The following is a 24,799-nucleotide window of genomic DNA, read 5'->3' on the forward strand; positions in this document are numbered from 1 at the left end:
CGTCAGTTAAATATGATCTAGATCATAGATTTCTAGTCTCCATTATTGCTTAATACACCATATCTAGTGTTTATTGGTTTTTTGTTGTGGATATATAGTGTTTATATCCTGTGCATAAATGGAGTAAAAGTAATGCCTGTAGTAATTAAAAGGGACGGTTGTCGGACTTTATTTGATGAGTCTAGAATTAAGGATGCCATTGTTGCTGCGATGGAAACTGCTACAGGTAGTGCTGATAGTGATTACGCTGAAACTGTTGCTTGTGTGATTAGAGATCAAGTCTCAGACAAGCAAGAAGTTGACATTCACCACCTACAAGGTCTGGTAGAAAACTTATTAATGGAAGGGCCTCACAAAGAAGTGGCTCGTCATTATATTGAGTATCGCCATGATCGCGATATTTGTCGTGAAGCAAAAAGTAAACTTAACTGCGAAATTCGTGGTTTAGTTGAACAAAGCGACAGCTCTATTCTAAATGAAAATGCCAATAAAGACGCGAAAGTGATTCCAACACAACGTGACTTATTAGCCGGTATTGTGGCTAAGCATTATGCTAAATCGCACCTATTACCAAAAGATATTGTGGCTGCTCATGAATCAGGCCAACTGCATTACCATGATTTAGATTACGCACCTTTTTTCCCAATGTTTAACTGCATGCTGATTGATTTAGCGGGCATGATGACCCATGGCTTTAAAATGGGTAATGCTGAGATTGATACACCAAAATCAATTTCAACAGCGACCGCTGTGACAGCGCAGATTATTGCTCAAGTGGCTAGCCACATCTATGGCGGCACCACGATTAACCGCATTGACGAAGTGTTAGCTGAGTTTGTGCAAAAAAGTTACCAAAAGCAATTAGTGATTGGTAAAGAGTGGGGCGTAAGCGATGTTGAAGCTTTTGCCATGGCGCAAACTGAAAAAGAATGTCATGACGCATTCCAGTCTTTAGAGTATGAAGTGAACACATTGCATACTGCAAATGGTCAAACGCCATTTGTAACTTTTGGATTTGGTTTAGGCACAAGCTGGGAATCACGTTTAATTCAAAAGTCGATTCTTACTGTGCGTATGGCAGGTTTAGGTAAAAACCGTAAAACTGCTGTATTCCCTAAGCTTGTGTTCGCCATTCGTGATGGTGTTAACCATAAAGCGACTGATAGTAATTACGATGTGAAGAAGCTGGCTTTAGAATGCGCAACAATGCGCATGTATCCAGACATTCTTAACTATGAACAAGTTGAGCGTGTTACGGGTTCATTCAAAACTCCTATGGGTTGTCGTTCTTTCTTAGGCACTTACGAAGAAAATGGCGAGCTTATCCATGAAGGCCGTAACAACTTAGGTGTGGTTAGTCTTAACCTACCAAGAATTGCCATAGAAGCTAAAGGCGATGAAAAAGCATTCTTCGCCTTACTTGATGAAAGAATGACATTGGCTCGTAAAGCATTAGATACCCGCATTGCTCGTCTTGTTGGAGTTAAAGCACGTGTTGCGCCAATTCTTTATATGGAAGGTGCTTGTGGTGTTCGCTTAAAAGCGGATGATGATATTTCTGAAATTTTCAAAAATGGCCGTGCGTCTATTTCATTAGGCTACATCGGTCTTCATGAAACGATTAATGCATTATATGGCACAGAAGAGCATGTATTCGACAGTGAGCTTTTACGCACTAAAGCTGTTGAAATTATCAATGTGATGAAGCGTGCTACAGAATCATGGAAAGCAGAAACGGGTTATGGCTTTAGCTTATACAGTACACCAAGTGAGAACTTGTGTAGCCGTTTCTGTCAGTTAGATGCAAAACAGTTTGGTGTGGTTGAAGGTGTGACTGATAAAGGTTATTACACCAATAGCTTCCATTTAGATGTTGAAAAGAAAGTTAACCCATACGATAAAATTGATTTTGAATTACCGTACCCAGAAATCACTAACGGTGGCTTTATTTGTTACGGTGAGTTCCCTAACATGCAACACAACATTGAAGCATTAGAGAACGTTTGGGATTACAGCTATAGCCGTGTGCCATATTACGGCACTAACACACCGATTGATGAGTGTTATGACTGTGGTTTTGTAGGCGAGTTTAACTGTACTAGTAAAGGGTTTGTGTGTCCTAAATGTGGCAACCATGAACCAAGCCGTGTATCTGTAACACGTCGTGTATGTGGTTATTTAGGTAGCCCTGATGCAAGACCGTTTAACTATGGTAAACAAGAAGAAGTGAAGCGCCGCGTTAAGCATATCTAGTCGCGTCATTGAGTTAACATAGAATCAAATAAGGCGCTGATTAGCGCCTTATTTATTTGAAAGGTAAGTGTTATGAATTTTCATCAGTATTATCCAGTCGATGTGATAAACGGTCCCGGAACGCGCTGCACTTTGTTTGTATCGGGTTGCGAACATCAATGTCGCGGTTGTTATAACCAATCGACTTGGGATCCGCGTTCAGGTCATGAAGTGGATAAGCCAATGGAAGATCAAATCATTGCTGATTTAAATGACACTAGAATCAAACGTCGTGGATTATCTTTGTCAGGCGGCGACCCATTATTCCCTGCAAACTTAACCGCTATCTTGTCTTTGGTTAAACGAGTTAAAGCTGAATGCCCTGATAAAGATATTTGGCTTTGGAGTGGTTATAAACTGGATGAGATGTCACTGAAACAGCAACAAATATTGTCGTATGTTGACGTATTGGTTGATGGAAAATTTGAACAAGATTTAGCTGATCCAAGCCTTAAATGGCGGGGTAGTTCAAACCAAGTTATCCATGACATGAGTTCGCTTATTGCTGTTGGTTAACTTTTGGTATTGGCTTGTTAATTGTCATGAGCGAGCTTTTAAAACTCATTTTTAATGCTCTTATTTAACAACTTCAATAACTGCGACACGAACAATCAGAGTTGTCCTCGCCAATAATTACGTTGTTGTTTTAGCCTCGCTTCAACTTGAATGTTATAAAAACAGTATAGTAATCAAAGTTCAATTTATAGCCATCAGACAATGAAACTCCCATAGCAGTGATGAAATGATAAATTTATGCGCTGTAACAAGTTTTCAAGTTAGCTAATTTAACCCCTTTAGGTATATAATTTGCGTTCGAAAAAGTGTTGTTCGATATCAAAACAACTCATTGCTATCGATAACATGAAAGAATTTAAGGTAAAGAAATGAATTTAAAAGAAGAACTGCAAGCATTAAATGATAAAGCAGAGAAGTTTCGTCGTAAGCTTGCTGCCGCAGAAGCGCGTGAAGACAAAGTCATTATCATGCAGTTTAAGAAAGAAATTGCCACAGTCACTAAACGTATTGCGAGCTTGAAAAATCAGCAATCACGTCAATTGAATAAGCAAGGTCAAGAAGTTAAAGGCTTAAAATTCAACCGTGCACTGACTAAAGCTGAACAAGCTGATATGGGCAAGCTTAAAAAATCAGTAAAAGGACTTGTAGTTGTTCACCCAATGACTGCTATGGGCCGTGAAATGAATATCACTGTTGTCACAGGATTTGCTCCAGCAAAATTCTAGTCCAGTATTCGAAATAGTCATGACATAAAAGTCAGTTCAAGGATGAAAAGTCTCAAGGATTGAGCGTTGTCTTAAAGGTTTATCCATGTCGATTAAATATATCGCCACTTCTAAGTTACCTACGCCTTGGGGCGTATTTGCTATGCATGGTTTTGAAGATACAGAAACTGGCAAAGAGCATGTGGCGTTAACTTATGGTGAGCTTAATGCCACCGAGCCTATGTTAGGCCGAATTCATTCAGAATGTCTAACTGGTGATGCTTTATTTAGTTTACGTTGCGATTGTGGTTTCCAACTGCAAACAGCAATGCAAAATATCGCTGAAAATGGTCAAGGGTTTATTCTTTACCTACGTCAAGAAGGACGTGGTATTGGGTTACTTAACAAAATCCGTGCTTATGAGTTACAAGACCAAGGTGCTAACACGGTTGAAGCGAATGAGCGTTTAGGCTTTGAAGCTGACATGCGTAAGTACGATATGGTCGAGCCTATGTTAGCGCAAATTAGCGTAAGCAAGGTTAAGCTTATGACGAATAATCCACGTAAAGTCAAAGCGATGCAATCGATGGGCATTGAAGTTGCTGAAAGAGTGCCTTTGCAAGTGGGTAAAAACCGTTACAATGAAGATTATTTAAAAACTAAATCAACCCAGTTAGGTCATATGATGACAGAACATCATTTTATCGAAGAAGATAAATAACGGTTGATGCTTTAGCCTAGACCTCTTTCGTCGCTTATTAGAGACATGATAAGAGTTGCTTAAAACATATGGGTTATCAATATTGAAAGCGTGTCGCTTTATTCATCTTAAAAGCGTTGCAACTATTCTTGCAGCGCTTTTTGTTAGTTTTTTTACCCCGTCTCAAAGCTATGCTGGTGAGTCGAAAAATCCCGATCTCTCTCATTATGCTTTTGCAAATTACATTGGCAGCGGTATATATCGCACCTCTGGGCAGAATGCTGCTGTAGTGAACATTCCGTTTGCGTTTGATATTGAAGAGTCAGACGATCATATTCTCACCTTAAGATTACCCATTTCATTAGGTTTCTTTGATTACTCGTTTAGTGACTTACCAGAAGGTGATATTCCAGATAATGTTGGCACTATGACCATCACACCTGGAATTGAATACAAATGGCTTTATGATGAACAACTGACTTTTGAAAGCTATTTAGATTTAGGCTACGGTCACAATTTTTCTAATAGTAGTAACGTGGGAATTGTCTCTACGGGTATCTCTGCGTTATACGAGTTAGCGCAACCTAAATATACACCCATTTGGGTTAATCGAGTTTACTACGCAGGTTATAAAAGCAGTATAAACGACAGCTCAGAAAGCTATTCAGTACTGCAATCTGGCATTGATTTCGGTGTTGGCCAGCAGTGGGATTGGGGCGATTATACTATTGAACCCAGATTGTTTGTGGCTGGGCGTTGGTACTTTAACAAGCTTAAGTTTATTACACCGTTAGAAGATGATATCCATACTTCGAGTACTTATGAAGTGGGTGCAACCTTAGCTTTATCCAAGCCATTAGGTTGGGGCTGGTTCAGTACCGATAGATTTGGGGTGAGTTATCAAACTGATGGTGAACTGCAAGTGTGGCGTTTGATATTTGAGTTTCCAATGTAATTAACCCTGATGGTTATAAACATTGATGGATATAGCATTGATTAACGAGTATGCATTGCTAAGATGTTGAATCAAATTTTATCAATAAAAAAGGCATGAATATTCATGCCTGTTTTGTTTAGCTTTAATTTTAAAGCTTACTTTCCCCAAATACTCGCGTTGACGCCTTCAGTACTTTTGTTACTGTGGGCTGACTTTGCGCTGCTCGTTGAAGGTTCTTGCTCTTTTTCAACATAAGGCTTTGGTGCAGGCAAGGGAAGTTTATTCATTTTAAGCCACAAGTATTCGACCTTGTCTCTCGCCCACTCGGTTTTACGTAAAAACTTTAAGCTCGACTTAACGCTAGGGTTATCGTTAAAACAGCGAATATTAATACGGCTACCTAACTCTTCCCAGCCATACTTATCGACGAGATCATTAACGATGGTTTCAAGTTTTATACCATGTAGCGGGTTGTTTGCTTGTGTCATTACTCAGGCTTGATTAACTAATTTGCGGTTATTATAACAAATGTTATCAGAAAAGCTGAAATCTAAAGAACGGAATTAAGTATTCCATTGAGTTTCCTTTTGATGAGAGATTAAAAGTAGGCTGTTCTGCCCATAAAAAGGCCCATAAAAAGGCCCATAAAAAAGCCGATAACAGGGTTATCGGCCTTTGGATATTCTGATTTATTTGCTCTATCTACATTGTTTTCATTTTGAAATACAACCAATGCCAGTGATTAAGCTTCAGTAGAGGCTTTATTGGCTAATTCAACATTTAACTCAGCTTCATCTTCGACTGCTTTACCCTTAGTTTTAACCATAATCAAAGCGGTAATCACTAGAGTAGAAACCAGACCTGCGATGGTTGATACCGTCATGTTCAAACCTGCACCTAAAGTTGGCGAGCTGAGTAAGAAGCTAATCACAACACAGGTCATAAACATCGCTGGTAGGGTACAAATCCAATGCAGTTTATTATGACGTAGCAAATAAGCTGATGCCGTCCATAACATTAATACAGCCGTTGTTTGGTTGGCTACGCCGAAATAGCGCCAGATAATACCGAAATCAACTTGAGTCAATATTGCGCCAATAGCGAATAATGGAATCGCTAATAGTAAGCGTTTAGATATTTGAGTTTGCGGCATCTTGAAAAACTCTGACAAGATTAAACGTGCAGAACGAAATGCAGTGTCACCAGATGTAATCGGTAAAACAATCACACCTAAGATAGCTAAGAAACCACCTACAGCACCTAATAAACCGTTTGAAGCAGCATAAACCACATTAGCTGGGTTGCCGTCCATACCTGCGTTAAGACCTTCGATACCACCAAAGAATGATAATGCGATAGCACACCAAATTAGGGCGATAACACCTTCACCAATCATAGCGCCAAAAAATACAAAGCGACCATTTGACTCATTTTCAACACAACGTGCCATAAGTGGTGATTGTGTTGCATGGAAACCCGATACCGCACCACATGCAATGGTAATAAATAAGGCAGGCCATAATGGCATGTCATTTGGATTCAAGTTAGTTAAGAAGTCCTTAGCTTCAAAGCCAGGCAATAAAGTGTGCTCACTTGATATAATAATCGCTAAGGTTAAGCCAACTGACATGAACATCAGTAGCGCGCCAAAAAATGGGTATAGGCGGCCGATGATTTTATCAACAGGAACCAATGTTGCGATAAGATAGTAGCTGAAGATGATGCCAACAAAAATTGCCATGTCGTAGCCTGTTAGCTTACTTAATAAGCCTGCAGGGGCTGAAATGAATACCACACCAACTAACAGTAATAAGACTATGGCAAACACATTCATAAAGTGTTTAGCAGGTTTACCTAAGTATTTGCCGGCAAGGTTAGGCACTGATTGACCGTTATTTCTTACTGATAACATGCCAGAAAAATAATCGTGGACGGCACCCGCAAAAATACACCCAAATACAATCCATAGCATGGCAGCAGGACCATAAAGGGCACCTAAAATTGGACCGAAGATAGGGCCGACACCAGCAATATTCAATAGCTGGATTAAGTACACCTTACCTTTAGACATTGGCACGTAATCCACGCCGTCAGTTTTAGTGAATGCTGGGGTTTGTCTTTGGGCATTAATCCCAAATACCTTTTCAACAAACGCACCGTAAATAAAGTAGCCACCAATTAGCAAGCCTACACAAAGTAAAAACCAAGTCATTTTAAACATCTCCCATTTTCAATGGTGCGACTTTATCGCGCTGAAGACATTAAAAAAGCCTAAACTGACTGATAGGTCGATTTAGGAGGGTAAGCGGTAATATCTGGGATTAAGCGGCGCTAGCTCAACACTCAGTATTCACCAGATTTACCTTTAAGAGGCTTAATTACTCAATGTTGCAGGTGTCGCGAGCGTTGGGAGACGGCTATTGAAAGCCTAAGACTTGTTTTAATGGCTTAAGATAGCGACGAGAAACGGGTACTTTTTTACCACTATGGGTGGTCACTTCAGCGCCTGTGTCGAGCAATTCAATTTCTGAAATCGCACGAGGAGCAAGTAGATATTGTTTATGACAGCGCACGAGAGGGGTTTTTTCTTCTAAAACTTTTAGCGTGAGCTGGGTATGGCAGTAGCTGTTAGTCGCATTAACATGTATTCCGCCTACATCACTAAAAATGTATTCAACATCTTCTGTCGCCACCACTTTTAATTTATTGCCGCAATAACAAGGTAAATGCTCAATATGCTCTGGGGCAATGGTTTCAATTGCTTGTGGAGCTAAATCGTTTCTGACTTTTTCAATTGTTCGTTTAAATCGGTTGTCTTCAATTGGTTTAAGTAAGTAATCAAAGGCATTATTATCAAAGGCCTTGACTGCATACTCATCAAACGCTGTGACAAACACCACTCTTGGCATGTGTTCAGGGTTTAGCATACTGATAAGCTCAAGACCGGTAATTCTTGGCATTTGAATATCAAGGAAGATCACCTGAGGTTGATGTTTATTAATCGCATGCAGAGCATCGATAGCATTACTGCATTCTTGAGTAACAATAAAGTCGGTTTCTGAGCTTAAAAGATCAGCTAATTGTTGACGAGCAAAAGGCTCATCATCAATGATTAAACAGTTAATCATGCCAGATCTCCAGAATAAGGTAGATGAATAGAGATACAGGTAAATTGATCCTTTTCACTGTCAACCTTGACCCCATAATGATTGCCAAATTGATTTTGGATACGTTTATGTACTATGTTCATCCCCAGTCCTTCCGAGTGCTTTGGTGGGTTATATAAGCCGGCGTTATCAGCTACCTTTAATATTAACTCTTCCTCTATCACTTCTGCAGTGACAGTAATCACCCCTTGCTCGATAAGATGTGAGGTTCCATGTTTTACCGCATTTTCAATAATAGGCTGAAGGGTAAATGCGGGTAAGCGGCAATGATGCAAGTTTTCTGGGATATTGATATCCAGCTTTAACTTATCTATGAACCTTGCCCGTTCAATAGAAAGGTAAGCTTCGATATGTTCTAGTTCATCGTTCAGACTAACAAGACCTGTGGTGCGCTTTAAGTTGATGCGTAAAAATTGCGATAACTGCTGTAATAATTGTTTAGCCATTTGTGGGTCGCGTTTGATAATGGCACTGATAGTGTTTAACGCATTAAATAGAAAGTGAGGGTTTACCTGAGCCTGCAGCAATTTAAGTTCTGATTGAGTGAGCAAGTTTTGTTGCTGCTCGTAACGGCCAAATAGTATCTGATTTGACAGTAATTTTGCGATGCCTTCACCTAAAGTACGATTGATATTGAGGAATAATTTGTTTTTTGGCTCATACAATTTAATCGTACCGATAACTTCATTATCGCTGCGGAGCGGTATCACTAAACTAGAACCTAAGCGGCAGTTTTTATGGTCTATTGAGCAGCAATAACTGCTTTCAACACCATCAGCAAACATGACTTTGTTTTGAGCAATGGCATCTAAGGTAATTTGCGACGAAATAGGTGTATTTGGAATATGATGATCATCACCTATACCAATAAAAGCTAATAACTTTTCTCTGTCAGTAATTGCCACAGCGCCCACCTGGGTTTCTTCGATAATAATTTGCGCTACTTTGCTGGTGGATTGTTGATTGAACCCTTTGGAAAGTAGCCCGACACTGCGTTCTGCAATTTTGAGGGCTTTAGTCGAGAAGGCGGAAGAAAGTTTATCGAACATGGTTTTTTGATCCAGAATCATGCTCATAAACAATGCAGCGCCAATGGCGTTGACCAATAGCATCGGCATAGCGATTTCTGAGACTAATTCAAAGGAATGATCAAATGGTTTTGCTACTAGCAAGATGATGCTCATCTGCATTAACTCGGCGCAAAAAGTCACTAAAAATACCAGTAAAGGATTAAAAATCAGTTCTAGATTACCGCTGCGTTTGAGGTAATAACTGACCATGCCCGCCGATAGCCCCTCTAGGGTGGTTGAAATGGCGCAAGCTAAATCAGTAAACCCACCTAAACTGTAGCGGTGTAACCCTCCCGTTAATCCGATAAAGAATCCTGTTACTGGCCCACCTAACAATCCGCCAAGTACAGCTCCCATTGCTCGAGTATTAGCAATGGCGCCTGTGGTTTGTTCACCAAAGTAGGTCGCCATAATGCAAAAACCTGAAAAAACCACATAAATAAAAACCTTATGAGGCAAGCGAGTTGATGTTTCGGCAAACATTTTGAATAAGGGCGTTTTGCTGAACAGATAAACGATGACGAGGTAAAGGCACATCTGTTGGGTTAAGAGGAGGATTAGTGCCATAGAGGTTAACCTATTGGATAAAGAGCTGTTATCTCAGCGAAGGGTAATTTAGTGCACGGTTAAATGCTGCAGTGATCTTGGCGCACCAAACTGAATTGGGCAACGATTTTTAGTTCATTTATGAGTCATGATCACATTTTGCGTTACTGATTGCCGTTATTGCTAATATGCGAGTATGAATTTGAGTTTAAAATTCAAAACTGTCATCGGGCGGTATCGCAAATAACTCTTCAGCAATATTTGTGATTTCTTGGGCGGCTTTACCTTGAGGATCTATTTCTAGTACTGATGAACCACTTTCTTCACTGTCATCATAAATATTGCGATTAAAAGTGACAGCATTCAAAGCGGTGAGTCCAAACGATTTGACGACATCTTTGGCTTCAAGTATGCGTTTAAATTGCGAGGGAAGGGCTGGGCATTGACTGATAACCACAGTAGCGACCATTTTAGGATTCACCATTTTACAGGTACTGAGCATATCTTCCATGTGGGGGAGTGTTTTTAAGTCGCGGCGTTTTGGTCTTAAAGGAATAACAACGTAACTGGCAACAGACATCGCTGCGCGCATCGCTAAGTTATCCTGACCACCACAATCTACAATGACATAGTCAAAGCGCTCACCCAAACTTAATAGGTCATTACGAATTTTACCGTAAAGTTGGATGCAATTAATCGGTTTTAGATTGGTTTGGTTATTGCGCGCTTGGATCCAATCAGATGTGGTGCGTTGTGGATCGCAGTCCACCATTAATACATTGGCTTTGAAGGTTTCGGTAACATATACAGCAAGGTTTTGAGCTAAACAACTTTTACCACTGCCACCTTTTTCACCACCGACCAGTATTATCATAGCGCAACCTTATTTTATGAGATTTCTACCACCTTAAATTAATCATAGTTCAAAATAACTCATTAAATCATAAGTTTTGAAATCAATTTCTATTCAAGGCTGCTATCCATTAAATATGTTTACTGTGTGAGAATTTATACGGTATTAAACAAGCTGTAAGGCAATATGAAAGCTTTGCGGGTTAGCTTCAGTACAGCGGCAGACTTGTCCTTTAATCGTGTTTTGTTTTTCAGTATTGTGATTAAAAGTGATAGCGACTAAATCTCCAAGATTGAACGCTCTCTTATAGTCAATCAGGATACCTTTGCGCGCCAAATCAATACATACCCCATAATCTTCACAAGGCTCGCCTGATGAATCTATCCAATGCAATAAAATGCGCTCGGCTTCCATATCCACTCGTAATGAGTTTCTTTTTTCTTCAAATCCTGTGGGTTCGTTAGACATAACCGCCTTACTCCGTATTTACTTTTATTAATGAGCATAATTTATCCGCTAATTCATACTAATCAACATCTATAAAAAAAGCGATAAGTTAGTCACTTATCGCTTAATTATTCAAATTAAAATATCAATTCTTAAGAATAGTTACTCATCAATTTTTAATGTTCCATATCTTTATTTTTTGGATATGGGAGTTTTAGTTGGCCCCATCGAATGACAATGACCGTTGCTGCTAGCACGATTGTTGATAGTGATATAGCCAGTATGCGCCAATCATCCATATCCTTCATATCAAGAATTAAGTAACGGGCGAGTGCCACAATCGCGATATATAAAGGCATACGGATGGGCAATTTACCTGACTCAAGGTAATTGACCACCATGGCTAAGACTTCGAGATAAATAAACAGTAATAGCAAATCAGCAAGTTCTACCGTTTTGATGTGAAACATGTGCAACACTTCCTCGCCAATGGCGAAGACCGTCGCAAGAGAAATAATGAATAAAACGACATGTTCGACGCTTTTTAGGCTTTTAACACCTATTTGACGGAGTATAGGAAGCGGCATGATTATTACATCTCTTATTATTAATTTAATTGATAATTCAGTATATTCTGCTAGGTCGTGTTTTACTGAGTGATCTAGGTCAAAAATTATAAATTTATTCTAATATCATCACTTTCTAGCGCCTTAATAGACGGTTTAGGAATTTCAGGCATAAAAAAACCGCCAATGACGTTTAAGTCAGGCGGTTTTAATTGTTCTAACCGTTATTGGTCAGATTAATGATTAGCGCTTAAGGCCATCATTGAGTAAAGGACGCATAATTTTAACTAATTCTGAAGTCACTTTAGGCGAACCAGCAACAACGTTACCTGAAGTTAGGTAATTATGGTTACCAGTGAAATCTGTTACGGTACCGCCTGCTTCACGACAGATTAAGTCGCCTGCTGCGATATCCCAAGGCTTAAGACCGATTTCGAAGAAACCGTCTAAACGGCCTGCAGCAACATAAGCTAAGTCAAGTGCCGCTGAACCTGCGCGACGTATGTCAGCACATACAGGGAATACTTCACCTAAGATGTTCATGTAAGTTTCAGTGTGTTGACGAGATTTGAACGGGAAACCAGTACCAATCATGGTATGAGCGAGTTCATTTACACCAGTTACACGTAGGCGGAAGTCATTTACTTTAGCACCTTGACCGCGAACAGCAGAGAATAATTCTTCACGAACAGGATCGTAAATAACGGCAACTTCAATTTTGCCTTTATATTGAACTGCGATAGATACTGCGAAATGAGGGATACCACGAACGAAATTGTTGGTACCATCCAAAGGATCGACTATCCATACATAATCTTTATTTGAACCACGGTTCTCACCGTCTTCTTCGCCAACAATCGTATGATCTGGGTAAGATTTACGAATTTGGTATGTAATGGTAGCTTCTGCTTCCTTGTCTACACTTGTAACAAAGTCATTTAGACCTTTTGAATCAACTTCAACTTTGTCGAGTTCAGTATAGGCGCGCATAATAGTTTGGCCCGCAGCGCGTGCAGCGCGCGTGGCAATAGTCAGCATCGGATGCATAGCAATCCCCTGGATGTTAAAGAACGAATAAATCAGCCGCGTAATTATACGCATTTTGACAGGTTTATCAAATGCAGATTTTCATATAAGGAATTATTTGCAGCTTGTGTTACTATCCGCAAATAGATTTTTAGACGATTAAAGTAGTTTCATGCTGAGTAATATACGTGTTGTTTTAGTTGGGACATCGCATCCCGGAAATATCGGTTCTACCGCTAGAGCCATGAAAACCATGGGCTTATCAAACTTATACCTTGCTGAACCTAGAGTGCAGCCTGATGGACAGTCTATTGCACTTGCTGCAGGTGCAGCCGATTTGATTAGAGACGTGACGATTGTTGACTCACTTTCAGAAGCGATTGCTGGCTGTAGCTTAGTGATTGCAACGAGTGCACGTAGCAGAACACTAGATTGGCCTATGTTAGTCCCGAAAGAAGCGGGCGAAAAGCTGGCTCTGGAAAGTATTAAAGGGCCTGTAGCTATTGTATTTGGTCGTGAAAACCACGGTTTAAGTAATGAAGAGCTGCAAGAGTGTACATATCACGTGTCTATTCCTGCAAACCCTGAATATAGCTCGCTTAATTTAGCGCAAGCGGTGCAGATCATTTGTTATGAAACTCGTATGGCGCACTTAGCATTAGATGAAAAGGCGACTTTTGAAGAAGAATACCCACTCTCAGAAGACTTACAACGCTTTTATGTGCATCTAGAGTCGACACTAACTAAGACAAATTTCATTATTAAAAATCACCCAGGTCAGATCATGACCAAGCTTAAACGCTTATTTAGCCGTGCTCGTGTTGAAACGGCTGAAATGAATATTCTTCGTGGTATTTTGACCTCAATAGATAAAAAAATGCCGAAACAAGAAAGCAGCAACGATAAAGAGTCATAACTTATTTTTTAGTAAAAAGTCATAATTTTATAGTGGTAGAAAGAAGGACTGTGACATGGGCGTGATAGCGCGAATAAAGGAAGATATTGAATCTATTTATCACCGAGATCCTGCGGCGAATAGTAGCTTTGAGATTTTAGTCAATTATCCAGGCATGCATGCGATTTGGATTCATCGCATCAGTAATAAGCTTTGGAATGCTAAATGGCATCTGTTAGCGCGATGTTTGTCTACTTTTTCTCGTTGGTTCACTGGGGTTGAGATCCACCCAGGGGCTACAATAGGTCGCCGATTTTTTATCGACCATGGCATGGGCATTGTTATTGGTGAAACTGCTGAAATTGGTGATGATTGTACTCTTTACCACGGCGTGACCTTAGGTGGCACAACATGGCAAGCAGGTAAGCGTCACCCAACATTAGAAAATAATGTGGTTATTGGCGCAGGCGCTCAAATTCTTGGTCCAATCACCATGCATGATGGTGCTAGAGTCGGTTCAAATTCTGTTGTGGTTAAAGATGTCGCCAAAGAAACGACTGTTGTGGGTATTCCTGCAAGGGTAGTTGCTAAACCTTCGGCGCAATCGAAAGAACAAACTGAACGTCGCAGTGCGATGGCGAAGAAATATGGGTTTGATGCTTATGCAGTATCTCCTGATAATCCAGATCCAGTTGCCAGTGCGATTGGTCAAATGCTTGATCATATGCATTTGATGGATTCTAAAGTGCAAGAGATTTGCCAAGCTGTACAAACTATGGGCGGTGAAGTTTGCACTGAAAAGTTACCAGAGTTGAATGTGGGTGACTTTAATGAAGCTGAGCAAGAAGCTGCAGAAAAGCGAATTCAAGAAATTGATAAGTTTGATCCGATAATTTAATCATTAGACTTGAAAAATATCCAGTCGATACCCACTTAAAGGTATCGACTTTTTTATTTTTGAGTCGTGAGCTTTTCTCATTAACCTGTTTTTTTTGACTTACTGCAGTTTTATCACATATTCGCTCAATTAATGCCGTACTAGCATTGAATCTTGTAGTATAAAAAGGTTAAATACCTGTGCAAAATTGTAGACCTAAATTGTTAGCAGCGAACGAGATATAATACTTGAGTAATTTACTAGGTTAAATACTTGACTAATTTACTCGGGTATGGTGAAATTGCCCTATAGTATATGGGAGCAAATAACGTTATGAAACTGACATCAAAAGGTCGCTACGCAGTGACAGCTATGCTGGACGTTGCTATTCACTCAGCCACCGGGCCAGTTCCCTTAGCGGATATCTCTGAAAGACAGGGAATATCGCTTTCCTATCTTGAGCAACTCTTCGCTAAGCTTCGTAAACATGGTCTTGTATCTAGTGTTCGTGGTCCTGGAGGCGGATATCGTCTTGGACAAGAAGCGAATGACATCTCTGTTGGCATGGTCGTGCATGCTGTAGACGAGTCAGTTGATGCGACTCGTTGTCAGGGAAAAGGGAATTGCCAAAGTGGCTCCCGTTGTCTCACCCATTCATTATGGGGAGATTTAAGTAAACAAATTTCAGAATTTTTAGATGGCATTACGCTTGCTGGATTAATGGATAAAAGAGATGTTCAATTTATCTCGTTAAAGCAAGACGAAATGCAGAACGAGCATAGAGTTACATTGTAATTTTATGTAGTTGTATCGATAACAATTATATGTACGTTGTAAGTGGTCACAAAGATGGCTGCTCAGTACGGAGTGTATGATGAAGCTTCCTATCTATTTAGATTATGCCGCAACAACCCCAGTCGACAAACGTGTTGCCGACAAAATGGTCCAATTTATGACAATGGACGGTGTGTTTGGTAACCCTGCATCTCGTTCTCACCGTTATGGTTGGCAAGCCGAAGAAGCAGTTGATATTGCTCGTAATCAAGTGGCTGATTTAATCAACGCGGATCACCGCGAAATCGTATTCACATCGGGTGCGACTGAATCAAGCAACCTTGCTATTAAAGGTATTGCGCATTTCTATAACAAGAAAGGCAAGCATGTCATCACGAGCAAGACAGAACATAAAGCCACACTTGATGCTTGTCGCCAATTAGAGCGTGAAGGCTTTGAAGTGACTTACCTTGAACCAAGTGACAATGGACTTATTCCATTATCAGTGATTGAAGGTGCAATGCGCGATGACACAATTTTAGTGAGCATCATGCATGTGAACAATGAAATTGGTGTTATTCAAGACATTAATGCAATTGGTGAGTTATGTCGCTCAAAAGGTATTTTCTTCCATATGGATGCTGCACAAAGTGCAGGTAAATTACCGATTGACGTGAAAACCACTAAAGTTGATCTGATTTCTATCTCTGGCCATAAAATGTATGGACCAAAAGGGATTGGTGCATTATACGTGCGTCGTAAACCACGTATTCGTTTAGAGTCGCAAATGCACGGTGGTGGCCATGAACGTGGTATGCGTAGTGGTACATTAGCAACTCATCAAATTGTTGGCTTAGGCGAAGCAGCTGCTATCGCTAAGCAAGATATGATTGAAGATAATGCTCGCATACTTCGTCTACGTGACAAATTATGGGCTGGCATTAAGCATATCGAAGAAACCTATATCAATGGCGATATGGAACAACGCTACTGCGGTATCTTTAATGTGAGCTTCAATTTTGTTGAAGGTGAGTCATTAATGATGGCCCTTAAAGATTTAGCCGTATCATCAGGTTCAGCTTGTACTTCTGCAAGTTTAGAGCCTAGCTATGTACTTCGTGCATTAGGCTTAAATGATGAAATGGCACACAGCTCAATTCGCTTCTCAATTGGTCGTTTTACCACTGATGAAGATATCGAGCATGCAATTAAAGTAATTGATGATTCTATCGGTAAGTTACGTGAAATGTCTCCACTTTGGGAGATGTTCAAAGATGGTATCGATCTGGACCAAGTTCAGTGGGCACATCACTAATACATTATTATCGATAGCGATAAACGGAGCAGAATTGTTATGGCTTACAGCGAAAAAGTAATCGAACATTATGAAAATCCACGTAACGTAGGTTCATTTGATAAGAATGACCCTTCAGTGGTAACAGGTATGGTTGGCGCACCAGCATGTGGTGACGTGATGAAGCTTCAACTAAAAATTGGCGAAGACGGTATCATTGAAGATGCTAAATTCAAAACTTATGGTTGTGGCAGCGCAATCGCTTCTAGCTCACTGGTAACAGAGTGGGTTAAAGGTAAAAGTGTTGATGAAGCAGCAACGATTAAGAATGCTGACATTGCTGAAGAGCTTGCATTACCACCAGTTAAAATCCATTGCTCTATTTTAGCCGAAGACGCTATTAAAGCAGCATTAGATGAGTACAAATCAAAGCAAGACAAGTAATACCGGAGTTAAGATGGCAATAACAATGACCCCAGCTGCGGCTGAACGAGTGAAATCTTTCCTAGTTAATCGAGGAAAAGGCTTGGGTTTACGCCTAGGGTTAAGAACATCTGGCTGTTCTGGTATGGCTTACGTGCTTGAGTTTGTTGATGAAGCAAATGATGATGATGACGTTTTCGAGATTGAAGGCGTTAATATCATCATTGATGCTAAAAGCTTTATCTATCTTCAAGGCATTGAATTAGATTTTGTTAAAGAAGGCCTCAATGAAGGTTTTCAATTTAACAATCCTAATGCCAAAGGTGAATGTGGTTGTGGTGAAAGCTTTACTGTTTAATTGTGAAGCTTCACTCTAATTTACCAACTAAGAGCATGATATCTGCCAATGAATTACTTTGAATTATTTCAAATAACACCTTCCTTTGATATCGACACCGCCAACCTTGCAGAGCGCTACCGCGAGCTGCAAAGGGCGGTTCATCCCGATAAATTTGCTAACGAGTCAGAACAACAAAAGTTGTTGTCTGTGCAACGCACTGCGCAGGTAAATGACGGTTATCAAACGCTAAAAAATCCATTAAGACGTGCAGAGCACATGTTAAGTTTACGTGGCATTGATATAAGCCATGAAACGACGACAGTCAAAGATACTGCTTTTTTGATGCAGCAAATGGAATGGCGTGAATCCCTAGAAGATATTAAAGATAGTCAACAAGCTGATGAATTAATCGATGATTTATATCAGTCATTTGCTGGCTTTGAAAAGACACTTTCGCAATTACTTGCCACATTTTTAGCAACCGAATCAGATGAAAATAATTTATCTGCAGCGGATCAAATAAGAAAGCTAAAATTTATGGCAAAATTGCAGGATGAACTCGCAAGAGTCGAAGATTCATTATTAGATTAATTTCGCGCTGTTAATATAACAGCGCCTTTATATTGTCTCTAATTGAGTCCAGACTAATAAATAATTGGAATACTATGGCCCTCTTTCAAATCGCTGAGCCCGGTCAAAGCGCCGCGCCTCATCAGCACCGCCTTGCTGTGGGTATCGATCTAGGTACAACAAATTCATTAGTTGCGGCTGTCAGAAGTGGTGAAGCACTGACTTTACCTGATGACAGTAATCAACATTCTTTACCTTCAGTTGTACATTACAGTGTCGACAGCATCGAAACAGGTTTAGCAGCTCAAGCACTATCTGTAAAAGATCCGCAAAATACCATCGTTTCTGTTAAACGCTTTATGGGGCGCAGTCTTGCTGATATTCAATCTGGCGAGCAACAACTCCCATATTCGCTGACTGCTAGTGATAATGGTCTACCTATTTTTAATACTGCTCAGGGCGCTGTTAACCCTGTGCAAGTTTCTGCTGAAATACTTAGACCTCTTATTAGCCGCGCTGAAAAAACATTAGGCGGAGATTTAGAAGGGGTTGTCATTACCGTACCGGCTTATTTTGACGATGCTCAGCGTCAAGGTACTAAAGATGCAGCAGAGCTTTTGGGTGTAAAAGTATTACGCTTATTAAATGAGCCTACTGCAGCAGCGATTGCTTATGGCTTAGACACCAAACAAGAAGGTGTGATTGCTATCTATGATTTAGGTGGCGGTACGTTTGATATTTCAATTTTACGTCTGAATCGTGGTGTATTTGAAGTATTAGCCACAGGTGGCGACTCTGCGCTAGGCGGTGATGATTTTGACCACCTGTTGCAAGCGCACTTACAACGAGCTTTTGGACTGACTGAGCTTTCAGCTTCTTTGTCTCGTCAGCTTTTAATTGAGTCTCGTCGTGTCAAAGAGCGGTTAACCAATGCAGATACTTGTATTGCATCTGTTACGCTAGAAAATGGCGATACAGTTAATGCGGAAGTATCGAAAGCTGAATTTGAATCGTTAATTGCATCGCTTGTTAAAAAGACGATTGCAAGTTGTCGCCGTACATTACGTGATGCCGATGTGACTGCAGATGACATCATTGAGACAGTCATGGTAGGTGGTTCGACTCGTGTACCATTAGTGCGTGAGCAAGTAGAAACCTTCTTTAAAAAGACTCCACTAACGTCAATTGACCCTGATCGTGTCGTTGCCATTGGCGCGGCAATCCAAGCTGATATTTTGGTAGGTAATAAGCCTGAGTCAGATTTATTATTATTGGATGTTATTCCACTTTCCCTTGGTATAGAAACCATGGGTGGCTTAATTGAAAAAGTGGTGACGCGCAATACCACAATTCCTGTGGCTCGTGCGCAAGAGTTCACAACATTTAAAGATGGCCAAACGGCAATGGCATTTCATGTAGTGCAGGGCGAACGTGAGCTAGTTGATGATTGTCGTTCATTAGCTCGCTTTACCTTAAATGGTATTCCTGCATTAGCGGCTGGCGCTGCGCACATTCGAGTCACATTCCAGGTCGATGCGGATGGGTTACTGAGTGTGACAGCAATGGAAAAGTCCACTGAAGTGAAAACAACGATTCAGGTTAAACCGTCATTCGGTTTATCTGATACTGAAATTGCTACAATGCTAAAAGACTCAATGAAGCATGCGAAAGATGATATTACTCGTCGCATGTTAGCTGAGCAGCAAGTAGAGGCTTCAAGAGTTGTTGAAACCTTAAGTGCAGCACTTGCTAAAGATGCTGATTTATTAAACCCACAAGAACTTGCTGATATCAACGCTGCAATTGAACAGTTACAATTGACTGCTCAAGGTGATGATACCGACGCCATTGAAAAAGCGATTGAAGCATTAGATGCACAAACTCAAGAGTTTGCTAATCGTCGTATGGATAATTCAATTCGAGCAGCACTGAAAGGTCAGTCTGTTGAAAATATATAGGTGATGAAATGCCACAGTTAGTTTTTTTACCACATGAAGAGCTGTGTCCAGATGGCGCAGTTGTTGAAGCCGAAGTCGGTGAAACCATTTTAGACGTCGCGCTAAAAAATGGCATCCACATTGAGCATGCATGTGAAAAGTCGAATGCATGTACTACTTGTCACTGTATTGTGCGTGAAGGCTTCGACCAACTTGAAGAAAGTGATGAGTTAGAAGATGACATGCTAGATAAAGCATGGGGCTTAGAGCCTGAAAGCCGTCTTTCTTGTCAGGCTAAAGTAGTTGATTGTGATTTAGTGATTGATATCCCTAAGTACACTGTCAACATGGTGTCAGAAGGGCACTAGACTAGTTTCAGATACTGGCAATGTCCTATCGTTATTCAATAGGACAGTTTCATTGAGCAACGGTGTATGTGTTTTCATAGTCGTTGCTTTTTTTTGGAAATTTTTTACTATTCTTTACGTCATTATTCATAACCGCCTTCATTCAAAACCGCCTTCATTCAAAACCGCCTTCATTCAAAACCACCTTAATTCATAGTCTCCCTTCATTCATAACCCCTTCGAACGTTATTTTTAAGCTGTGTATTCTATTTATCTTCAAGTAATTTACTTATTGATTCATTGACACGATTTTAAGTTGCAATGTTGAATTAATGTAACTATCTTATTTGTGAATTTGTATTCGCAAATCAAGTCAGCTTCATTTTATCTAGAGGACTATATGAACATCACCGGACATTGCCATTGTGGTGAGTTAGTTTTTACTGCCAAGGTTTTACCAGAAAAAGTTGTCATCTGTCATTGCACTGATTGCCAATTACTATCGGCCAGCGCCTTTAGGACGGTAGTGATGTCAGAAGTTGACGGTATGAATTTTATCAAAGGCACGCCAAAGGAATACATCAAAATTGCCGAAAGTGGCAATCAACGAGCCCAAGGTTTTTGTCAGCAATGTGGCTCTGCAATGTACGCCACTTCCGTTGGTGATAAGTCGAGGGTGTATGGAATTCGTTTAGGCGTTGTGGATCAAAGAAATGAATTAACGCCGGTTATGCAAATCTGGCATCGTTCAGCACAACCTTGGTTGAATACTTTACATGGCATAAGCACATTTTCAACAACACCATAATATTAAGGGATGACAATGAAATTGATCGTCAGTTTATCTATTTTAGCGAGTTTTTATGTTAATGCTGTGCAGAGTTCTGAACAGAAAGTGCTGCCAGTAAATCTTGGTAGCTATTCAGAGGGTGAAGTTAGTTTTTTAAATACCCAGGAAGGTGACATGACCTTGCCATTTTCTGAAGGGGTGAAAGTCGGCGGGACTGTCTATTTATCTGGTCAAATAGGATTTAACCCTGAGACTAAGACCTTAGTTAAAGGTGGCATCGTTGCGGAAACTCAATCGACATTATTAGGCATTAAAGGGTCTTTAGGTCGAATGGGTTATGAAATGAAAGATGTGGTTAAGTGCACTGTGATGCTTACGGATATTGAAGATTTCTCAGCATTTAATCAGGTATATAAGCAGCATTTTAGTTCCCCTTATCCCGCAAGAAGTACTATGGCAGTCAAAGGTCTCGCTCTTGGTGCCAGCATTGAAATTGAATGTATTGCTGCAAAATAACATTAAAAATCACCCTTAATGTGAATCTAGATTTACATAAATCTGTTTGCACTATATCATCTTGTTCAAAATATATTTGAATAAGGTTAAGGATGAATCAATCTAAATTGTTTTGCACACTAGGTATGCTGCTTTACAGTATTTCTTTAAGTGCTGTGGCGAGTGGTTATATATCTTATGATCAACCTAAAATTGCAATTACCAATGTCAATATCATCGATGGAACTGGCAGTAAAATTAAGGAAGCGCAAACTGTTGTTATTGAGGCTGGGAAAATTAAAACGATAATGGCTTCTGCTTCGACAACGATTGCAGAGGACGTCACTATCATCGATGGTAAGGGGAAAACCTTAATTCCAGGCCTGATAATGATGCATGAGCATATGTTTTATCCCACCGGAAAAGCCCATTACACCGAAATGCTCCATAGCTTTCCCAAACTATACCTAGCTGGCGGTGCAACCACGGTAAGGACTGCTGGCACCACTTCACCTTACGGGGATTTAAATGTAAGAGATGCCATTAACTCAGGTGATACTATTGGGCCTGCTATGGATGTTACTGCACCGTATTTAAATGGTCCTGGGCTGCCAATTCTAAAACTCAAAGCGCTTCGGGATGCAGAAAATGCTAAGGCAATGATAGATTACTGGGTTTCTGAAGGGGTAACGTCATATAAAGCCTATATTAATATTCGTACAAAAGAGCTTGAAACAGTCATAGAGCAAGCGCATTTGCGGGATCATAAAGTGACAGCACATCTTTGCTCTATAACTTATCGAGAAGCCGCTGAGATGGGAATCGATAACCTTGAACATGGTTTCTTTGCCGCTACTGATTTTGTTAAAGACAAACAGAAAGATATGTGCCCAGAAGGGGCACATCAGTCATTAGTTGATTTAGATATTGATTCACCTGAGGTCAATGATCTCATTGCCTATTTAGTCGAAAAGAAAGTCGCCATTACTTCTACGCTAACTATTTATGAAACGTTCACAAAAGGGCGACCACAAGCCTACCCTTTAGCATTAGAAGCGCTCATTCCACAAGTTAGAGAGCAGTATCAAAATCGTTGGCTCACTATTTCTCAGCAAGAAGACGCTACTTGGCCAGTCGTGTTTAATAAAATGATGCAATTAGAAAAGAAGTTTGTTGCAGCTGGCGGCTTGTTGATGGCCGGAACGGATCCTACCGGCTATGGCGGGGTCGTTGCTGGATTTTCAAATCAACGTATGATTGAGCTACTTTATGAAGCAGGCTTTAGTGTAGAAGAAGTGATTAAAATCGCCACCTTGAATGCAGCAAACTATCTTAATAAGCAGCAAACTATTGGCTCAGTTGAGGTCGGTAAGAATGCTGATCTAGTATTAATAAATGGTGATTTGAGTGTTGATATTAGTCGAATTCAAGATATGCCAGTGGTATTTAAAAATGGCATTGGCTATGACACTAAAAAAATCGTTGCTGATAATAAAGCGATAGTAGGGTTACATTAACTTAACAGCGCAGTAAATGACCTGTTGAATTAGAGTTTAGCCAGTAGAAATTGTATGATGCTTAAGGTGACAATACACTGGAATTGTTACCTTGGTTTCCTCCCTGATTCGAACTGGAAAAATGCATGTCAGCCATAGATTTACGCCCAAAACAAAAACGTAGCCAAGTGACTCATGATAAATTTCTGCAGTCTTTACAAGATGCATTAAAGGTTAAGTACTTTGAACATATCAGTATTAAAGAATTAGCTGAAGGCGCAGGGGTGTCGGTAGGGACGTTTTATCGTCGATTTGAGAACAAAGAAGCATTACTACCACTTCTATATGATGCATTTGGAAAAGAGCTTGGGCAGTGGATTGAGGAAATGGAAGCAATTGAGTGCGACACGCTCGAGGATCGAGTGATATCACTATGTGAGTCCACTTATACATTCCTTGACGATAGAAAAAGTGTATTTAGGACCATTCACCTAAATGCGCGGTTACATCCTGACACCATGTTTGCAAATCCTACTTTAGACAGAAATGAAGCGTATAGCCGCTTGTCTCATTTGCTATTACAATTTGTTGATAGTAACGAGGCTGCTAATATTACATCAATAAAGCAGCAAGCTGCAGATATGGCGATATATATGATGATCAATGGCCTGCTTGATAAAATTCTGTATCCAAACCTGACACCAGCAATCGCTTGCTCAATGACACAGATGCAATTCGTGCAGCAATTACCTAAGATGTTACTTAACTACTTACAGCCAATTGTTAATCCAGGTTAAAGATTAATCTGCTGTTTTCCTCGTTTTCGATAAAGCGGTGCTGCAGCTACTTTTGTATAGTTGATTTGCTTGAGTTGAATCACAATTTGACTAGAAGCTAAGTCACATGATGACATTTTGATTATGTGACACCATTAGCCCTATGCATCTAGGCGTAAATTTCGTATAATCCGCGCGAATTTAAAAACCCTATATTAAGAAGGAAGCTTTTCATGGCTATCGAACGTACTTTTTCTATCATTAAGCCTGATGCTGTTGCAAAAAACCACATTGGCGCTATCTACAACCGTTTTGAAACTGCTGGCCTGAAAATCATCGCTTCTAAAATGGTTCACCTAAGCAAAGAACAAGCTGAAGGCTTCTACGCTGAGCACAGCGAACGTCCTTTCTTTGGTGCTTTAGTTGCATTCATGACTTCTGGTCCTATCATGGTTCAAACGCTTGAAGGCGAAAACGCTGTTCTAGCTCACCGTGAAATCTTAGGTGCTACTAACCCAGCTGAAGCTGCTGAAGGAACTATCCGTGCAGATTTCGCAGAAAGCATCGATGAGAACGCTGCTCACGGTTCTGATTCTGTAGCATCTGCTGAACGTGAAGTTGCTTACTTCTTCAGTGCTGAAGAGTTATGTGCACGTACTCGTTAATTCTTAATTGAATTAGATTAAAAGGAGCCATATGGCTCCTTTTTTGTGTCTAAAAATTGCTGATAACTTTTCGATCTTCTACTCTAGCCCCAGTTCCGAGCTTGTAGGTGATTTATAGATTGGTTTTCTTTGTGCTTCCAATCGACACCGAGGCTTTCTTATTGCCAAATATGTGAATAAGTATTGCTTTTCTACCTGCTAAAAATTCAATTGCTGCAATCCTATTCTAATCAGCTTGAGTAATTACTCTTTTTTAATCTGGCTGAATGTCGCTTATTTGTTAAATAATAAGCAAA

The 24,799-nt window shown here is 40.2% G+C and carries 27 protein-coding genes; 19 read left to right on the forward strand and 8 right to left on the reverse strand.

The window, feature by feature from the left end; genetic code table 11:
• Positions 1-132 precede the first annotated feature (132 nt).
• From nrdD to Q4600_RS10100, 5 genes are all read left to right on the forward strand, one after another.
• Positions 133-2,253: an anaerobic ribonucleoside-triphosphate reductase gene (gene nrdD / locus Q4600_RS10080; protein ID WP_303515906.1), complete on the forward strand. Its 2,121-nt coding sequence runs from the start codon at positions 133-135 to the stop codon at positions 2,251-2,253.
• 72 nt (positions 2,254-2,325) lie between these two features.
• The gene (gene nrdG / locus Q4600_RS10085) at positions 2,326-2,808 is read left to right on the forward strand and encodes an anaerobic ribonucleoside-triphosphate reductase-activating protein (RefSeq protein WP_303515909.1); all 483 of its coding nucleotides are present in this window, start codon (positions 2,326-2,328) and stop codon (positions 2,806-2,808) included.
• A gap of 368 nt (positions 2,809-3,176) precedes the next feature.
• On the forward strand, positions 3,177-3,533 hold the full coding sequence (locus Q4600_RS10090) for a YibL family ribosome-associated protein (protein ID WP_248954768.1): 357 nt from the start codon (positions 3,177-3,179) through the stop codon (positions 3,531-3,533).
• 85 nt (positions 3,534-3,618) lie between these two features.
• Complete coding sequence (gene ribA / locus Q4600_RS10095; protein ID WP_102526349.1) at positions 3,619-4,233, forward strand: GTP cyclohydrolase II; 615 nt, start codon at positions 3,619-3,621, stop codon at positions 4,231-4,233.
• Positions 4,234-4,315: 82 nt separating this feature from the next.
• Positions 4,316-5,167, forward strand: coding sequence for a hypothetical protein (locus tag Q4600_RS10100; RefSeq protein WP_303515913.1), 852 nt, complete (start codon positions 4,316-4,318; stop codon positions 5,165-5,167).
• A 137-nt stretch (positions 5,168-5,304) separates the two neighbouring features.
• Here Q4600_RS10100 and Q4600_RS10105 read toward each other — a convergent pair whose 3' ends face one another.
• From Q4600_RS10105 to suhB, 8 genes are all read right to left on the reverse strand, one after another.
• Complete coding sequence (locus Q4600_RS10105) at positions 5,305-5,637, reverse strand: VF530 family protein (protein WP_303515916.1); 333 nt, start codon at positions 5,635-5,637, stop codon at positions 5,305-5,307.
• A 254-nt stretch (positions 5,638-5,891) separates the two neighbouring features.
• The gene (locus Q4600_RS10110; RefSeq protein ID WP_303515919.1) at positions 5,892-7,361 is read right to left on the reverse strand and encodes a carbon starvation protein A; all 1,470 of its coding nucleotides are present in this window, start codon (positions 7,359-7,361) and stop codon (positions 5,892-5,894) included.
• A gap of 205 nt (positions 7,362-7,566) precedes the next feature.
• On the reverse strand, positions 7,567-8,277 hold the full coding sequence (btsR, locus tag Q4600_RS10115) for a two-component system response regulator BtsR (RefSeq protein ID WP_303515923.1): 711 nt from the start codon (positions 8,275-8,277) through the stop codon (positions 7,567-7,569).
• Entirely contained in the window at positions 8,274-9,953 is a 1,680-nt protein-coding gene (locus tag Q4600_RS10120) for a sensor histidine kinase (protein WP_303515925.1), read from the reverse strand. The genes btsR and Q4600_RS10120 overlap by 4 nt, the downstream gene beginning before the upstream one ends.
• Before the next feature lie 187 nt (positions 9,954-10,140).
• The gene (locus tag Q4600_RS10125) at positions 10,141-10,806 is read right to left on the reverse strand and encodes an AAA family ATPase (RefSeq protein WP_229368837.1); all 666 of its coding nucleotides are present in this window, start codon (positions 10,804-10,806) and stop codon (positions 10,141-10,143) included.
• 144 nt (positions 10,807-10,950) lie between these two features.
• Entirely contained in the window at positions 10,951-11,253 is a 303-nt protein-coding gene (locus Q4600_RS10130) for a PilZ domain-containing protein (RefSeq protein WP_303515930.1), read from the reverse strand.
• Positions 11,254-11,408: 155 nt separating this feature from the next.
• Positions 11,409-11,819 carry a phosphate-starvation-inducible protein PsiE gene (locus Q4600_RS10135; protein ID WP_102526355.1) on the reverse strand — a complete coding sequence of 137 codons (411 nt, stop codon included), beginning with the start codon at positions 11,817-11,819 and terminating at the stop codon, positions 11,409-11,411.
• Positions 11,820-12,041: 222 nt separating this feature from the next.
• Positions 12,042-12,845, reverse strand: coding sequence for an inositol-1-monophosphatase (gene suhB, locus Q4600_RS10140; RefSeq protein ID WP_229368835.1), 804 nt, complete (start codon positions 12,843-12,845; stop codon positions 12,042-12,044).
• A gap of 151 nt (positions 12,846-12,996) precedes the next feature.
• On the opposite strand from suhB, the gene trmJ reads away from it, so the two are divergent.
• The 14 genes from trmJ (at position 12,997) to ndk (ending at position 24,503) form a co-directional block, all read left to right on the forward strand.
• Positions 12,997-13,740, forward strand: coding sequence for a tRNA (cytosine(32)/uridine(32)-2'-O)-methyltransferase TrmJ (gene trmJ / locus Q4600_RS10145; protein ID WP_303515935.1), 744 nt, complete (start codon positions 12,997-12,999; stop codon positions 13,738-13,740).
• Between the two features lie 55 nt (positions 13,741-13,795).
• On the forward strand, positions 13,796-14,617 hold the full coding sequence (gene cysE / locus Q4600_RS10150; RefSeq protein ID WP_102526358.1) for a serine O-acetyltransferase: 822 nt from the start codon (positions 13,796-13,798) through the stop codon (positions 14,615-14,617).
• A gap of 312 nt (positions 14,618-14,929) precedes the next feature.
• Positions 14,930-15,391: a Fe-S cluster assembly transcriptional regulator IscR gene (gene iscR, locus Q4600_RS10155; RefSeq protein ID WP_055024669.1), complete on the forward strand. Its 462-nt coding sequence runs from the start codon at positions 14,930-14,932 to the stop codon at positions 15,389-15,391.
• Between the two features lie 79 nt (positions 15,392-15,470).
• A complete protein-coding gene (locus Q4600_RS10160; RefSeq protein ID WP_102526359.1) occupies positions 15,471-16,685 on the forward strand; it encodes an IscS subfamily cysteine desulfurase in 1,215 nt (404 codons plus the stop codon).
• A 39-nt stretch (positions 16,686-16,724) separates the two neighbouring features.
• Positions 16,725-17,108, forward strand: a complete 384-nt coding sequence (gene iscU, locus Q4600_RS10165; RefSeq protein ID WP_102526360.1) for a Fe-S cluster assembly scaffold IscU — start codon at positions 16,725-16,727, stop codon at positions 17,106-17,108.
• Positions 17,109-17,121: 13 nt separating this feature from the next.
• Positions 17,122-17,445, forward strand: coding sequence for an iron-sulfur cluster assembly protein IscA (gene iscA, locus Q4600_RS10170; RefSeq protein WP_102526361.1), 324 nt, complete (start codon positions 17,122-17,124; stop codon positions 17,443-17,445).
• Between the two features lie 48 nt (positions 17,446-17,493).
• Entirely contained in the window at positions 17,494-18,018 is a 525-nt protein-coding gene (gene hscB, locus Q4600_RS10175) for a co-chaperone HscB (protein WP_303515941.1), read from the forward strand.
• Positions 18,019-18,092: 74 nt separating this feature from the next.
• Complete coding sequence (gene hscA, locus Q4600_RS10180; protein WP_303515943.1) at positions 18,093-19,955, forward strand: Fe-S protein assembly chaperone HscA; 1,863 nt, start codon at positions 18,093-18,095, stop codon at positions 19,953-19,955.
• 8 nt (positions 19,956-19,963) lie between these two features.
• Entirely contained in the window at positions 19,964-20,302 is a 339-nt protein-coding gene (gene fdx, locus Q4600_RS10185; protein WP_102526364.1) for an ISC system 2Fe-2S type ferredoxin, read from the forward strand.
• A 379-nt stretch (positions 20,303-20,681) separates the two neighbouring features.
• Positions 20,682-21,089, forward strand: coding sequence for a GFA family protein (locus Q4600_RS10190; RefSeq protein ID WP_248954776.1), 408 nt, complete (start codon positions 20,682-20,684; stop codon positions 21,087-21,089).
• 15 nt (positions 21,090-21,104) lie between these two features.
• Positions 21,105-21,587, forward strand: coding sequence for a Rid family detoxifying hydrolase (locus Q4600_RS10195; RefSeq protein WP_303515946.1), 483 nt, complete (start codon positions 21,105-21,107; stop codon positions 21,585-21,587).
• Positions 21,588-21,679: 92 nt separating this feature from the next.
• Positions 21,680-23,083 carry an amidohydrolase family protein gene (locus Q4600_RS10200; protein ID WP_102526366.1) on the forward strand — a complete coding sequence of 468 codons (1,404 nt, stop codon included), beginning with the start codon at positions 21,680-21,682 and terminating at the stop codon, positions 23,081-23,083.
• 125 nt (positions 23,084-23,208) lie between these two features.
• Positions 23,209-23,859, forward strand: coding sequence for a TetR/AcrR family transcriptional regulator (locus tag Q4600_RS10205; RefSeq protein ID WP_229368827.1), 651 nt, complete (start codon positions 23,209-23,211; stop codon positions 23,857-23,859).
• 212 nt (positions 23,860-24,071) lie between these two features.
• Positions 24,072-24,503: a nucleoside-diphosphate kinase gene (gene ndk, locus Q4600_RS10210; RefSeq protein ID WP_102526368.1), complete on the forward strand. Its 432-nt coding sequence runs from the start codon at positions 24,072-24,074 to the stop codon at positions 24,501-24,503.
• Positions 24,504-24,799: the final 296 nt, after the last annotated feature.

The organism is Shewanella sp. 2_MG-2023 (assembly GCF_030548905.1).
In the GTDB taxonomy this organism is placed as follows: domain Bacteria; phylum Pseudomonadota; class Gammaproteobacteria; order Enterobacterales; family Shewanellaceae; genus Shewanella; species Shewanella electrodiphila.

What these genes read in the sequence shown, in the direction of transcription:
- nrdD (WP_303515906.1), top strand. Translation starts at nt 133, where the DNA reads ATGCCTGTAGTAATTAAAAGGGACGGTTGTCGGACTTTATTTGATGAG.
- nrdG (WP_303515909.1), top strand. Translation starts at nt 2,326, where the DNA reads ATGAATTTTCATCAGTATTATCCAGTCGATGTGATAAACGGTCCCGGA.
- Q4600_RS10090 (WP_248954768.1), top strand. Translation starts at nt 3,177, where the DNA reads ATGAATTTAAAAGAAGAACTGCAAGCATTAAATGATAAAGCAGAGAAG.
- ribA (WP_102526349.1), top strand. Translation starts at nt 3,619, where the DNA reads ATGTCGATTAAATATATCGCCACTTCTAAGTTACCTACGCCTTGGGGC.
- Q4600_RS10105 (WP_303515916.1), bottom strand. Translation starts at nt 5,637, where the DNA reads ATGACACAAGCAAACAACCCGCTACATGGTATAAAACTTGAAACCATC.
- Q4600_RS10110 (WP_303515919.1), bottom strand. Translation starts at nt 7,361, where the DNA reads ATGACTTGGTTTTTACTTTGTGTAGGCTTGCTAATTGGTGGCTACTTT.
- btsR (WP_303515923.1), bottom strand. Translation starts at nt 8,277, where the DNA reads ATGATTAACTGTTTAATCATTGATGATGAGCCTTTTGCTCGTCAACAA.
- Q4600_RS10120 (WP_303515925.1), bottom strand. Translation starts at nt 9,953, where the DNA reads ATGGCACTAATCCTCCTCTTAACCCAACAGATGTGCCTTTACCTCGTC.
- Q4600_RS10125 (WP_229368837.1), bottom strand. Translation starts at nt 10,806, where the DNA reads ATGATAATACTGGTCGGTGGTGAAAAAGGTGGCAGTGGTAAAAGTTGT.
- Q4600_RS10130 (WP_303515930.1), bottom strand. Translation starts at nt 11,253, where the DNA reads ATGTCTAACGAACCCACAGGATTTGAAGAAAAAAGAAACTCATTACGA.
- Q4600_RS10135 (WP_102526355.1), bottom strand. Translation starts at nt 11,819, where the DNA reads ATGCCGCTTCCTATACTCCGTCAAATAGGTGTTAAAAGCCTAAAAAGC.
- suhB (WP_229368835.1), bottom strand. Translation starts at nt 12,845, where the DNA reads ATGCATCCGATGCTGACTATTGCCACGCGCGCTGCACGCGCTGCGGGC.
- trmJ (WP_303515935.1), top strand. Translation starts at nt 12,997, where the DNA reads ATGCTGAGTAATATACGTGTTGTTTTAGTTGGGACATCGCATCCCGGA.
- cysE (WP_102526358.1), top strand. Translation starts at nt 13,796, where the DNA reads ATGGGCGTGATAGCGCGAATAAAGGAAGATATTGAATCTATTTATCAC.
- iscR (WP_055024669.1), top strand. Translation starts at nt 14,930, where the DNA reads ATGAAACTGACATCAAAAGGTCGCTACGCAGTGACAGCTATGCTGGAC.
- Q4600_RS10160 (WP_102526359.1), top strand. Translation starts at nt 15,471, where the DNA reads ATGAAGCTTCCTATCTATTTAGATTATGCCGCAACAACCCCAGTCGAC.
- iscU (WP_102526360.1), top strand. Translation starts at nt 16,725, where the DNA reads ATGGCTTACAGCGAAAAAGTAATCGAACATTATGAAAATCCACGTAAC.
- iscA (WP_102526361.1), top strand. Translation starts at nt 17,122, where the DNA reads ATGGCAATAACAATGACCCCAGCTGCGGCTGAACGAGTGAAATCTTTC.
- hscB (WP_303515941.1), top strand. Translation starts at nt 17,494, where the DNA reads ATGAATTACTTTGAATTATTTCAAATAACACCTTCCTTTGATATCGAC.
- hscA (WP_303515943.1), top strand. Translation starts at nt 18,093, where the DNA reads ATGGCCCTCTTTCAAATCGCTGAGCCCGGTCAAAGCGCCGCGCCTCAT.
- fdx (WP_102526364.1), top strand. Translation starts at nt 19,964, where the DNA reads ATGCCACAGTTAGTTTTTTTACCACATGAAGAGCTGTGTCCAGATGGC.
- Q4600_RS10190 (WP_248954776.1), top strand. Translation starts at nt 20,682, where the DNA reads ATGAACATCACCGGACATTGCCATTGTGGTGAGTTAGTTTTTACTGCC.
- Q4600_RS10195 (WP_303515946.1), top strand. Translation starts at nt 21,105, where the DNA reads ATGAAATTGATCGTCAGTTTATCTATTTTAGCGAGTTTTTATGTTAAT.
- Q4600_RS10200 (WP_102526366.1), top strand. Translation starts at nt 21,680, where the DNA reads ATGAATCAATCTAAATTGTTTTGCACACTAGGTATGCTGCTTTACAGT.
- Q4600_RS10205 (WP_229368827.1), top strand. Translation starts at nt 23,209, where the DNA reads ATGTCAGCCATAGATTTACGCCCAAAACAAAAACGTAGCCAAGTGACT.
- ndk (WP_102526368.1), top strand. Translation starts at nt 24,072, where the DNA reads ATGGCTATCGAACGTACTTTTTCTATCATTAAGCCTGATGCTGTTGCA.